13 protein-coding genes are annotated in these 12,195 nt (G+C 45.7%); 3 read left to right on the top strand and 10 right to left on the bottom strand.

Annotation, left to right across the window (positions count from 1 at the left end; genetic code table 11):
* Positions 1-44: 44 nt before the first annotated feature.
* The gene (gene hslO, locus J1C86_RS00945; protein ID WP_125338024.1) at positions 45-917 is read left to right on the top strand and encodes an Hsp33 family molecular chaperone HslO; all 873 of its coding nucleotides are present in this window, start codon (positions 45-47) and stop codon (positions 915-917) included.
* Positions 904-1,881: a tRNA dihydrouridine synthase DusB gene (gene dusB, locus J1C86_RS00940; RefSeq protein ID WP_185755761.1), complete on the top strand. Its 978-nt coding sequence runs from the start codon at positions 904-906 to the stop codon at positions 1,879-1,881. The genes hslO and dusB overlap by 14 nt, the downstream gene beginning before the upstream one ends.
* 40 nt (positions 1,882-1,921) lie before the next feature.
* On the opposite strand, the gene J1C86_RS00935 is transcribed toward dusB, so the two are convergent.
* From J1C86_RS00935 to J1C86_RS00895, 9 genes are all read right to left on the bottom strand, one after another.
* Positions 1,922-2,680, bottom strand: coding sequence for a DUF6287 domain-containing protein (locus J1C86_RS00935; RefSeq protein WP_125406546.1), 759 nt, complete (start codon positions 2,678-2,680; stop codon positions 1,922-1,924).
* A 159-nt stretch (positions 2,681-2,839) separates the two neighbouring features.
* Entirely contained in the window at positions 2,840-3,628 is a 789-nt protein-coding gene (locus tag J1C86_RS00930; protein WP_002902088.1) for an NUDIX domain-containing protein, read from the bottom strand.
* Positions 3,629-3,682: 54 nt separating this feature from the next.
* Positions 3,683-4,498, bottom strand: a complete 816-nt coding sequence (pnuC, locus tag J1C86_RS00925; RefSeq protein ID WP_125406544.1) for a nicotinamide riboside transporter PnuC — start codon at positions 4,496-4,498, stop codon at positions 3,683-3,685.
* 21 nt (positions 4,499-4,519) lie between these two features.
* Positions 4,520-5,578 (bottom strand): AAA family ATPase, encoded by a 1,059-nt coding sequence (locus J1C86_RS00920; protein ID WP_125406541.1) that lies wholly within the window; start codon positions 5,576-5,578, stop codon positions 4,520-4,522.
* A 181-nt stretch (positions 5,579-5,759) separates the two neighbouring features.
* Positions 5,760-6,161 carry a DUF4430 domain-containing protein gene (locus J1C86_RS00915; protein WP_002905510.1) on the bottom strand — a complete coding sequence of 134 codons (402 nt, stop codon included), beginning with the start codon at positions 6,159-6,161 and terminating at the stop codon, positions 5,760-5,762.
* Complete coding sequence (locus J1C86_RS00910; RefSeq protein WP_185755760.1) at positions 6,145-6,630, bottom strand: ECF transporter S component; 486 nt, start codon at positions 6,628-6,630, stop codon at positions 6,145-6,147. Before J1C86_RS00910 ends, J1C86_RS00915 begins: the two co-directional genes overlap by 17 nt.
* 42 nt (positions 6,631-6,672) lie before the next feature.
* Entirely contained in the window at positions 6,673-7,383 is a 711-nt protein-coding gene (locus J1C86_RS00905; RefSeq protein WP_125409061.1) for a DUF4272 domain-containing protein, read from the bottom strand.
* 127 nt (positions 7,384-7,510) lie between these two features.
* Entirely contained in the window at positions 7,511-9,940 is a 2,430-nt protein-coding gene (locus J1C86_RS00900) for an ATP-dependent Clp protease ATP-binding subunit (RefSeq protein ID WP_125409059.1), read from the bottom strand.
* Complete coding sequence (locus J1C86_RS00895; RefSeq protein ID WP_002899234.1) at positions 9,941-10,405, bottom strand: CtsR family transcriptional regulator; 465 nt, start codon at positions 10,403-10,405, stop codon at positions 9,941-9,943.
* A gap of 146 nt (positions 10,406-10,551) precedes the next feature.
* On the opposite strand from J1C86_RS00895, the gene J1C86_RS00890 reads away from it, so the two are divergent.
* Positions 10,552-11,040, top strand: coding sequence for a hypothetical protein (locus tag J1C86_RS00890; RefSeq protein ID WP_185757509.1), 489 nt, complete (start codon positions 10,552-10,554; stop codon positions 11,038-11,040).
* Between the two features lie 99 nt (positions 11,041-11,139).
* Here J1C86_RS00890 and tsf read toward each other — a convergent pair whose 3' ends face one another.
* A complete protein-coding gene (gene tsf, locus J1C86_RS00885; protein ID WP_125409057.1) occupies positions 11,140-12,183 on the bottom strand; it encodes a translation elongation factor Ts in 1,044 nt (347 codons plus the stop codon).
* Between the last annotated feature and the right edge of the window lie 12 nt (positions 12,184-12,195).

Raw genomic sequence — 12,195 nt, 5'->3', positions numbered from 1 at the left:
GCAGCCTCGCGCTTGTTTTTCTATTTTATGTTAAAATAAAAGGTATGGACAAAATTATCAAAACTATCTCAGAAAATGGTTCATTCCGCGCTTATGTGCTGGATAGCACAGAGACGGTTCGGACCGCTCAAGAAAAACATCAAACTCAAGCAAGTTCTACTGTTGCACTTGGCCGCACACTGATTGCCAGCCAGATTTTGGCTGCAAATGAAAAAGGCCAGACCAAGATTACCGTCAAGGTCCTCGGAACCAGCTCATTAGGCGCGATTATCACAGTAGCAGATACCGAGGGCAATGTCAAAGGTTATGTACAGAATCCCGGTGTAGATATCAAAAAGACTGCCACCGGCGAAGTTCTGGTTGGTCCTTTTGTAGGCCAAGGCGAATTCCTCGTCATCACGGACTACGGTACTGGCAATCCTTACAACTCCATGACTCCTCTCATCTCTGGAGAAATCGGCGAAGACCTAGCTTTCTACCTAACCGAAAGCCAGCAAACACCTTCCGCAGTTGGTCTCAATGTCCTCTTGGATGAGAATGATAAAGTCAAGGTTGCTGGTGGTTTCTTGGTACAAGCTCTGCCTGGTGCCAAAGAAGCTGAAATCGCCCGCTTTGAGAAGCGGATCCAAGAAATGCCTGCTATCTCAAAACTGCTGGAATCAGATAACCATATCGAAGCTCTGCTGGCTGCCATCTATGGTGATGAGCCATACAAACGCCTGTCTGAAGAGGAAATCCGCTTCCAGTGTGACTGTAGCAAAGAGCGCTTCATGAATGCCTTGGCTACTCTGCCAAAGGCTGACTTAGAAGAGATGCGTGACCAAGACCAAGGGGCTGAAATCGTCTGCCAATTCTGCCAGACTGCCTATCACTTTGACCAAAACGACCTGGAGGAACTGATTCGTGACAAATCTTAATACCCCTTTTATGATTGGGAATGTTGAAATTCCCAACCGCACAGTTCTGGCGCCTATGGCCGGCGTAACCAACTCTGCTTTCCGAACCATTGCCAAAGAGCTGGGAGCAGGCTTGGTCGTCATGGAAATGGTCTCCGACAAGGGCATCCAGTATAACAACGAAAAAACCCTCCACATGCTTCACATTGATGAGGGAGAAAATCCCGTTTCTATCCAGCTTTTCGGTAGCGACGAGGACAGTTTAGCCCGCGCAGCAGAATTTATCCAAGAAAACACCAAGACGGATATCGTCGATATCAATATGGGCTGCCCGGTCAATAAAATCGTTAAAAACGAAGCTGGAGCTAAATGGCTCAAGGATCCAGAGAAAATCTATAAAATCATCAACAAGGTCCAGTCCGTTCTGGATATTCCTCTGACAGTCAAGATGCGAACTGGCTGGTCTGACAGCTCACTGGCTGTAGAAAATGCTCTGGCAGCTGAAGCTGCTGGAGTCTCAGCCCTAGCTATGCACGGGCGGACCCGTGAGCAAATGTATACTGGTCATGCTGACCTTGAGACCTTGCACGATGTGGCCCAAGCTCTGACAAAGATTCCTTTCATCGCTAACGGTGATATCCGCAGTGTCCAAGATGCTAAACAGCGTATCGAGGAAGTCGGTGCCGATGCCGTCATGGTAGGTCGAGCAGCTATGGGAAATCCTTATCTCTTTAACCAAATCAACCACTACTTTGAAACCGGCGAAGTTCTTCCAGACCTCAACTTTGAGGAAAAGATGAAAATCGCCCACGACCACCTCTCCCGCTTGGTAAATCTCAAAGGAGAATATGTGGCTATCCGCGAATTCCGGGGCCTAGCTCCGCACTATCTGCGCGGTACTGCCGGAGCAGCCAAGCTCCGCGGTGCTATTTCTCAAGCTGAAAGCCTGGCTGAAATCGAAGAACTCTTACAAATTCAAAAATAAAACCAAAAGGAAGCCAATTGGACTTCCTTTTTTGTTCTGTTTAGGGTTGAGTTACCACAACGCTTGTTACTGAACCATCCGCTCCTGTTGTAATCTGCAGATTGGCATTGCCTTGGCCGCTTAATTGAGCATTGTATTTGCCATCATCCAGCGTATAAGAGTAGGAAGCGATGGAATAATTATCTGTTTTTCCATCTGCAGACTGGACTGTGAATTGGCCATTACCCGATACGGTCACAGTATTTCCATTGGCATCTTTCCAAGTACCAACAGCGGCTGAGAAATCCCCATCCACCATAGTCAAAACACCTTTATAGCGAGCATTGCTGGCTGCCTGCTTATTCTGAAGCTGACGATTGCTTTCGGGGGCTTGGGCTGGTTGGGCTGGTTGAGCCGGTTGAGACTGAGTATTTTTTCGACCTGAAGCTTGCTGTGGCTGCGTTTGTTGGGCTTGAGGCGCTTCTACAGTAGACTGTTGCTGACTGGCAGGAGCTTGGGCTTGTCCAGGCTGGCTAACTGCTCCTTCTGAAGAAGCTCTATTGCTGGCCTTAGGAGAAGCGCTGGCCTTGCTGGATGACGCAACTTTTGAGCTAGAAGAAGCTTGAACAGTTTTGCTAGAACTAGCACTTGTTGCACTTTCTTCTTTCTTACCACATGCCCCTAAAAACAGACTAGAAGCCAGAACTGCAGCTGCCATCATTTTTGTATAAGTACGTGTTTTCATCTTTTGTCTCCTTGTAATATTAAGAAATCTTTTTGTAACATTATTGTAACACTGTGATTTTACTATGTCAATCATTTATGCAAAATTCTTAAAAAATTTTTTCCCAAGTAAAGTTCTGTTTCTCAATATGCTTCTTTTGTCATGAGAAACTCGCTCCTACTTATCTATTCGTAATTAAAAACGAAAAAACAGGACAAATTTATCCTGCAAGAGAAATATATGATCAGCTTTCTTTTAATCTGATTTTTCTGCCTTCAACCGATACACTTTTCTCGGCTTCCTCTTTGGCACGCGCTTAACACCAGCCTCCTCTAGGTATTCTCCAAATTTCACTAGAAAATTATTGCTGACAATAGGTCGTCTAGGCGTGATGAGATTGACCAACTCAGTCCCTTCATAGACAGTAAACGGTGATTCCAGCAGATGGAGAAAAGTTGGATTCCAGTCCAGTCGCCCCTGAATCCGCTTGATAGATTCCAGCAGGATTTGGTAGTGGTCAAAGGCAAAATCCTCTGCTGTCAGGAGCCGCTCACCGTCTCTAAAACTCCTTGTCTTAAAGTCTACATCAAGAAAGGTGACTTCCTTGGCATCATCCCCAGCTTGTGCTTGATCTACTGCTATAGCCGGCAGATAGACCAGATGGGCAATGGTGATGACCCATCCGCGTGGATCACGTCCTGGAGTAGAAACCGTCATCAGCTGCTCCACCTTTTCCAGCGGTATCTCCAGCCCTACCTCTTCCTTGACTTCCCGGATGCAGGCTTGATAGGCATCCTCATGCTTGTCCACAAAACCTCCGACTAAGGCATATTTATTTTGATAAGGGTGGGCCTTGCGCTTGATAACCAAGAGTTTTATCTGCCCTTCCACGAAACAGTAGGCTACCATATCTGCTGTTACGCTAGGTGTCTCATACTTAGGTAAATCCTGTGTCTTGTACCATGCCAAAAAGGCGGACTCATCCGCCATGGTTTCATAGTACTCTTTTTCCGACATTCCCGCTGGGATATCCTGTTTGGTCATGAGTTTCTTCCTTTCCTAAGCTATCTTTTTCTATCAAAAATCTCAGGCCTTGGTCTAAGCTTTCTTCACCGCCTTGGTCCACTGATACCATCCAACGATACTATTGAGGGTATAGACCCAGTACATGGCCTGGATATGAAGGTTGCTACCCCACCATAGATAGATACTGAAGAGATTGGTCGCAATCCAGAAGATCCACTGCTCGCGGTAGAGACCAGTCATAAGAAGCTGACCGATACCATTGGTCGCATCTGTCACACTATCACGGAAAGGCCGGTGACTGTGAATACTTTTATAGGCAAAGCCCATACCAATCCAAATCAAGGCCGTCAAGGCCAAATATTTAAGCCAGCCATGCCAGTCTAACTTCTTAGCTTCAAAATGAGAGGGTTCTTCCTTATCTTGCTCATTGACCCGGTTGGACAGCCAAGTATAAAGGCCAATAGGCTGCATGATAAAGAAGTAGACCGTAGTCAGCACTTCTCCATAAAAGCTAGCCTGAAAGGACAATAGGAGGTAAATTGCTGAATTAACCGCTCCAAAGAGGTAATTGCTGGCCCGTCCCTCGGCTACTAGAATAACGCAAACGATGCCTGTCCAAGAAGCAAAGAGTCCCAGCCAGTCATGCTGCTCCTGGCCACTGGTGAACTCCAAAATGAAAGGCAGACTAGACAAAGCAATCAAGTAGAGCCATTGAGTCAAGCTACGCCCGCCAAATAAATCCTGCCAGAGCAATTTCGCGATTCCTTTTATCCCCTGCTTTTTAGCTGCTGCACAGACATTGCGGAAATTCCGAGCAAAGGTTTGAAATTTTTGTTTCAGTCCTGCATAGAGAGGTGCAGGAGAGAGTTTTTGATTTTTTACTACCATTCTATTTTACCACTTTCTTTTTTAATCCGCTTGATAAATCATGTCGATCGCTTCTTTGGCCGCCTGATAATTGTCCAAATAACTGCCAGCCAGATAGACCGTAGGAATATGAGCCAAGCACTGCTCTTTCAGCCTTTTTAGATGGCTTGAAAAATCACTGCGGATAGCCTCGTCTGCCATGCTCATATCGCGAAAGCCATCGTTAACATAGGTGCCGACCGGCTCAGCAAAGAGAATCAAATCCCATTTTTCCTTGGACAAAATGCTGGCAAAGAGATTGTCAAAGGTATCTGTCTCTTCGTCTTGAACCGGACTTTCTTTCAGATAGTAATCATAGTAAGCCTTGGTTACCAGCGAATTTGTATCAGCCACGACCAGACCACGGTTAACGCTGCTATCAATTAATCGGGAAGTCTGAGCATATTGTCCTAAGAGCAGATAATAGTAGTCTTTAGGGGTCAGTTCATCGTCTCGCACGTTATTTTGAATCTGGTATTCTCGAGCATATTCCAGACTAACCGGAGCATCATAAAAGCGAGCCAAATCCTTGGCCAAGGTCGTTTTACCATTGCTGGCGCTACCCATAATCAGCACTTTCTTAGTAAAGTGACGGCGGAAAGGTTGGGCGATATATTTCCAATAACGACTAGGATTTTCCCGAATCATCGTAGCTGAAATCCCAAACTGTCGCTCCTGCAAGGAAGTTTTGAAGTCGCGCTTTTCTAACTCTTCCTGATAGTCAGCCTCACCAACAAAGAAAATCAGTTCCTCCCGTTCTGCATCATAGCCCACCAACTCTAATAGAGCTGACAGCCACTTGTCCCAACCCAGAGGATAGCGTGGAAAGGAAGTTTCATCTAGCTTATAAACCTGTGTTAACTCATCATCTGCGAAAGTCTCCCGCGTATAGCGGAATCGCTTCTGCAGAGACAGCCCCACTTCCTGCCCACGATCTCCCTGATAACCTGAAACCACCACGCGCACCTTGTCGTAAGAACGCTTAGCCTTCTGTATCAAGTCGATATGCCCCTGATGCAAGGGAGCAAATGTTCCAAAGACGATTGCAATTTTTTCTTTCATATATCTAACCTTTTTATTATTTTTTATATTTTATTTTTCTATGATTTTATTATAAACTATATTTTTCTTTTGTCAATAGTTTTTTATAAGTTTTTATAAAAATATTTTTCAGACACTTAAAACTTTATCAAGCGCAAAAAAAGAATCTAATGCCTTAAGCATCAGATTTTTTATAAAAGATTTATTGCTGATAGACTTCTTGGTAGAATTCCAGCTTGTCTCCATCCTTGACAGTGATTTGATTGGCTGCCTTAGGAGCCATTTCTCCGTTGACCTTAAACATCCAGTAGAGGCCCTTTGCTTCATCTTGAGCATGGCCGTCAATAGAAGTGATAAAACCATCTTTTTCTTCGACCTTATAGGCCTTCTTCAAAGCATCCATAGCTGTCTTTCCTTCTGCAACAGCCACCGTTTTCTCGCTCTTCTCCTGACCTTCTGGCGCAATACTGATGCTGATTTTCAGTTCCTTTTTGACAGAAGAATCAGCCGAGCTAGAGCTCTTGTCAGTATTTGTCTGGCTGCTGCCGCAACCAACAAGGAGAAGGGCAAAAGCAAGTGTGAGCAAACTAAAGATTTTTTTCATTATAGAGCCTCCTTAAAATAGGGTACAAGAGTGGGTAAAAAAACAAGGTCGACAGTCCGTGCGCTATATTGAAGGTCAAAGCATTGATAATCGCATAAGACCACCAGTGATAGTTGTAAAGCAAGGCTGTCAGTGTATCAATGGCAATGCCATAGCTAAAGGATAGGAGAGCTGCTGCTATTCCCTGTCCCACTAGATTTAACCGAGGATAGAGCAGCCGCCAAAGGCAAAGAATCAGTCCAAAGGACAGCAACTGAAAGAGGACGATTGGACTCATTCCCAAAAGAAAAGCTGATGTAAACATCGTCACAGCCATCACTAGGAGTGAAGTCGGCAAATCCTCAAAGATAACTATCAGGAAAAAGATAGCTGAGATAGGCTGCACATTGGGCAGAAAGGAAAATGCATAGCGGAAGGCCACACATAGAGCCGATAGGATGGCAATTTTAGCCATTTTGCGAGCAGACAAAGGTACCTCCTTTTCTAATTGAGTGAATCAATAGAAGTTGGACTAGGTATGCAGCTCAACAGCATCCCAGTCCTGGGCCGTATTCAGCCCCAGCAGCCAGTCAAGACCAGACCGCCTCTCCAGAACAACACTTTCATCAAGGCCTGCCGGTGCTGGCTGGTCATGAATCCGAGCATCAACACAGGCCCAATGATAACGATAAATCAAATCATCCTCATCCAGTAACTCTTCTAAGCTGCGCGGTTGGCATTTGCCCAGAAATTCCTGAAAGTCAATCGCACTAGCGACTGCGTCAATAGCAGCATCACAATCACAGATTTTATCTGGAAATGGTAAAGTATCTACTAGACCCAAGTACCAAATCAAGGACCAATAGGCCTCGTATTTCCAAACCATATTGATGATAGCTGCCGGGTCAGCACGATCTTCCAACACCGCCCTTTCTTTGGGCGTCAACTCTTCCCGCACTCCGTATTGTCGCAGTTTATCCTGCAGCCACTGGCGGATCTCCTCATTATAATTATTATTTTCGATATCCAAGGCCGCCTGGATAATCAAGAGGCTGGTAATAGCCCGACGCGCAATTTCTTCTAGCGAGCGCGGCCGCACCTGCTCAGCACTTTCGATGACCGGCAAATGCTCAATGTAAGGAATTCCCTCCTTTTTCAACCGCTGGATACTAGCCGCCTTGCGCTCTTCTGGTGTTTTCACTCTGGCTTTCTTGCCAGCAAACAAATCTTTAAAAAACGACATATCAGCCTCCAATCCTTCAATTTCCCAGTTTCATTGAATGATGAAATAACTGTTGGGTATCTATAGGTATGATTGCTATCAGGAATTAACCGCGAGCACTCAACTTTCCATTGAAAGACTGCGCTTTCTAGGCCACCTCGAACTTGAGTTGGCCAGCTTTGACCCTGACCTTAAGAGTTTGACCCGTCGTCAAATCTCCTGTCAAGAGGAGCTCAGACAGCTTGTCCTCTACCTGGGTCTGCAGAGTTCGGCGCAATGGCCGTGCTCCCATTTCCACATCGTAGCCTTCCTGAGCCAGCAGCTTAAGGGCACTAGCCTGAAACTTCAGCTCAATTCCCTTCCCAGCAAGACTGGCAATGAGCGGTTTGACCATAACCTTGACAACTTCCTGCATATCTTCTGCAGATAGGCTGTGGAAGACTACCTTCTCGTCGATACGGTTGATAAACTCCGGTCTATATGCTTTCTTGAGTTCTTCCAGCATCCGTTTTTCCATATTGGCATGGTCCAAGCGAATATCCCGCGCTCCAAAGCCAACCGTCTTATCATCCCGCAAACTAGTTGCCCCCAGATTGCTGGTCATGATAATAATCGTGTTGGAGAAGTCCACCTTGCGGCCCTTGCTGTCAGTCAACTGACCATCATCCAAGACCTGCAGGAGAACATTGAAAATATCCGGATGCGCCTTTTCCACCTCGTCAAAGAGCAGGACAGAATAAGGTCTGTTGCGCACCTTTTCCGTCAGCTCCCCTCCTTCTTCATAGCCTACATAGCCTGGAGGCGCTCCGTTGAGGCGGCTAGCCGCGAATTTCTCCATGTACTCACTCATATCAAAGCGAATGAGGGCTGACTCGTCATCAAATAGACTTTCGGCCAAAGCCTTGGCTAGCTCTGTCTTCCCGACTCCTGTCGGACCTAGGAACATAAAGGAGCCAATCGGCCGCTTGCTGCTGCGGATACCAGACTGGTTCCGTCGGATAGCTCGGCTGATAGCTGAAATCGCCTCGTCCTGCCCAATCACGCGTTTATGCAGTTCTGTTTCCAAATTGAGGTATTTCTTCGCATCTGTCTGAGTCAGCTTCTGCACAGGAATCCCAGACAAACCACTAAGAGTAGCCAAGACATCGTCTTCTTCCACTTTCAGTTTATAGAGCTTGGGTTGCTGCTCTTGCTCAAGCAGTTGTGAAACCTTTTTAAAATCCGCTGCCATCAAGGCTTGATCCACTGGCGTCAAATCCGACTGCTCGTAATTCTGCGGCCCTCTATTTTGCACTGTCGCACTGGCCTCGTCCAAAAGATCAATGGCAGAGTCCGGCAGGTGCTTGCTAGTCAGATAGCGATGGGCGTATTTCACCGCCGTCTCAATCGCTTGATCACTAATCTGCACCTTGTGATGGTCCTCATAGCTCTTTCTCAAGCCTTGTAAAATAGCAATGCTGTCAGCCACATTAGGCTCTTCTATGCTGACCTTGGCAAAACGCCGAGAAAGAGCCGCATCTTTTTCAATATGTTTCTGGTACTCTTCCTGCGTCGTAGCGCCAACTGTCCGCAGAGTTCCGCGAGCCAGAGCCGGTTTCAGGATATTGGCCGCATCCAAGGTTGAGTCAATACCGCTGCCAGAGCCCATGATGGTATGAAGTTCATCGATGAAAAGAATAACATGACCATCTTCTTCAATGTCATTGATGATGTTGTTCATCCGCTCCTCGAAATCTCCGCGAAAGCGAGTTCCAGCAACTACATTCATCAAGTCCAGTTCCAAAACCCGCATCTTGGCAAGTTCAGCCGGAACCTGACCAGCTGCCACACGCTGGGCCAGACCTAAAGCCAGAGCTGTCTTACCAACCCCAGCATCTCCAACCAGCACTGGATTGTTTTTAGTCTTGCGACTGAGAATCTGAACTATTCGTGAAATTTCTTGATCGCGGCCAATGACGGGCTCCAATCGGCCATCTCTAGCCAGCTCGGTCAGATCACGGGTGTAGTCTTCTAGGCCTCCGCTAGTAGAAGCCGGCATCCCCATCATATTAGCCATGGTCTGCTTGGCAGCCATTACCCCCTTATTCAGACTGCGAATAGCCTTGATATCTTCCTTGCCCCAGCCAGCTCGCTGCTCCAAGACCTTTCGCAAATCACTAATTTTCGGTCCCTGCTCCTTGTCCTCGTAGCTAAAGCCTGTAAATTCCAGAATACGAAAGGCCAAGGTCCCCCGGTCAAATAGCATGGCCAGCAGCACATGCTCAGTACCTACATGCTTAGCCCGAACAGCTTCTGCAATCTGCCCCGCCTCCTCAAACAACTCCTCTAAGCGATAAGAAAAAGGCAGCAGCTCAAAGTGACCGTCTTTCTGATAAGCCTGACCAGTAATCTGAAAAGCCGCTTCTTCAAATCCATCAACTTCCACAGGAAACTCATTGAGGACTGAACCAGCAACGCTGTAGGGATTATTAGCCAGAGCAATCAACAGATGCCATGATTCCAGATAATCTGTCGTAAAATGGCCGGCCAAGAGCTGGGCTGCTTCCAAGCTTTCTATTAAGGCTTTTGAGTATTTCATTTATGATTCCATTCCTTTTCTGTCTAGTTGTTGTAAAATCTTTTTTAATATCCGGGCACGAATCACAGCAGCTCCATCACCCAAAATCGAGTCCGATGCTGTTGACAAGATTAGATTGCCCTCACGTTCAGTCATAATCTTCTCGTCAAAAAGAAGCTGAATAACATCTGTAAAAACCTGCTGGCTGACACGCTCTCCTACACTGTCGTACAGACCGCAAAGCATCTGATGCCGGTCGGAAAATTCAATCTTTCCAATCCGAATATAGCCGCCGCCACCACGCTTACTCTCGACGATATAGCCCCGACTTTCCGTAAAACGAGTCTTAATCACATAGTTAATCTGACTGGGAACCACCTGAAAAACATCAGCCAGTTCACTGCGTTTCAGTTCAACCATCCCAGCCTGAGCCAGAATAGACTTGATATATGCTTCAATACTGTCCGATGTGTTTTTTGCACCCATGACTTCCCTTTCCAGTTGAGAATTTCAGAATAAATTTCTTTTTTTCTTGCTTCTCTAACATTGACTATCTTTGACTAATATTATACCGGAAAAGTCTCTATTTTGAAAGAAAAAGGGATGACTAAAAGGTCTGACAATTCAAACTAGTGAAAAAGCTTTGCTATGCTGGTGTAACCGCTTGCTTTTTGCTTTTAAAGCGTTATAATAAAGGTGGAAATCCAAAAGGAAAAGACAGACAGAAGCTCCTGCCTGCCAACTATCATCTAAACAAGGAGGATAATCCAATGAAAATGGATTGGCTCAACTATTCTCGTCATGTACTCAAATGGCTCTTTGCAGCTCTGAGTATTTTCACCATCTTTTCCGCTGATTACGTTGATATTCCTATCGGAGCTCTCATCGCCTGTCTTTATGCTCCCCTACTCTTCGAACAGGAGCTGGTCAGCAACCGAGTCAAATGGTATAGCTTTCTGATCATGATGGTGGTTACTCTGCCCCTTTTGTTTATTACCAAAGTCTACCAGGTTAGCCTGACTTACCCCCAAACAACTGCACTTCTCTTCATATTGGTTGTTTTGATTTTTACCAATGGCTTGATTGCTCATAAGGAAGAAAGAGAAAAAGCAGCTAAGTGATGCTGCTCACCATTCTAAACTTGATGTTTAAAAACCTATAAAAAGGTCTGAGAAAAAATCTCAGACCTTTTTATCGTTCTATTTCTAAGCTAAAAACGATTAGTTTTGACCAAGAGCAGCAGCCATTGTTGCAGCTACTTCGTTTTCAAAGTCGTTAGCAGCTTTTTCGATACCTTCACCAACTTCAAAGCGAGCGAACTCAACTACTGAAGCATTTACTGATTCAAGGTAAGCTTCAACTGTCTTGCTGTCATCCATGATGTACACTTGTGCAAGAAGTGTGTATGCTTGGTCAACTTTAGTGTTGTCAAGCATGAAGCGGTCCATTTTACCTGGGATGATTTTGTCCCAGATCTTTTCTGGTTTGCCTTCAGCAGCCAACTCAGCCTTGATGTCTTCTTCAGCTTGAGCAACGACTGCATCAGTCAATTGAGCTTTAGAACCGTATTTCAAGTGTGGAAGAGCTGGTTTACCAACCATTGCACGGCTTTCGTTGTCTTGATCGATGACATGGTTCAATTGTGCCAATTCATCTTTGACAAATTGCTCATCCAATTCTTTGTATGAAAGAACAGTTGGTTTCATCGCAGCGATGTGCATAGAGATTTGCTTAGCAAGAGCATCGTCTCCACCGTCAACAACTGAGATAACTCCGATACGGCCACCGTTGTGTTGGTAAGCACCAAAGTGTTGAGCATCTGTCTTTTCAATCAAAGCAAAGCGACGGAAGGAGATTTTTTCTCCGATAGTTGCAGTTGCAGATACGTATGCAGCTTCAAGAGTTTCACCTGAAGGCATTGTCAAAGCAAGAGCTTCTTCGTTGTTAGCCGGCTTGCCTTCAGCGATTACTTTAGCTGTTGCGTTTACCAATTCAACGAATTGAGCATTTTTCGCAACGAAGTCAGTTTCAGCATTCACTTCAACAACAGCGGCAACGTTACCGTTTACGTAAACGCCTGTCAGACCTTCAGCGGCAACTCGGTCAGCTTTCTTAGCTGCTTTTGCCATACCTTTTTCGCGAAGCAATTCAATCGCTTTTTCGATGTCACCATCAGTTTCAACAAGTGCTTTCTTAGCGTCCATGACACCAGCACCAGATTTTTCACGCAATTCTTTGACAAGCTTAGCTGTAATTTCTGCCATTTTTCTTCTCCT

This window comes from Streptococcus sanguinis (assembly GCF_050220005.1).
Classification (GTDB): domain Bacteria; phylum Bacillota; class Bacilli; order Lactobacillales; family Streptococcaceae; genus Streptococcus; species Streptococcus sanguinis_Z.
The sequence above is the reverse complement of the archived record's forward strand: the minus strand, read 5'-3'. Positions and strand labels throughout refer to the sequence as shown.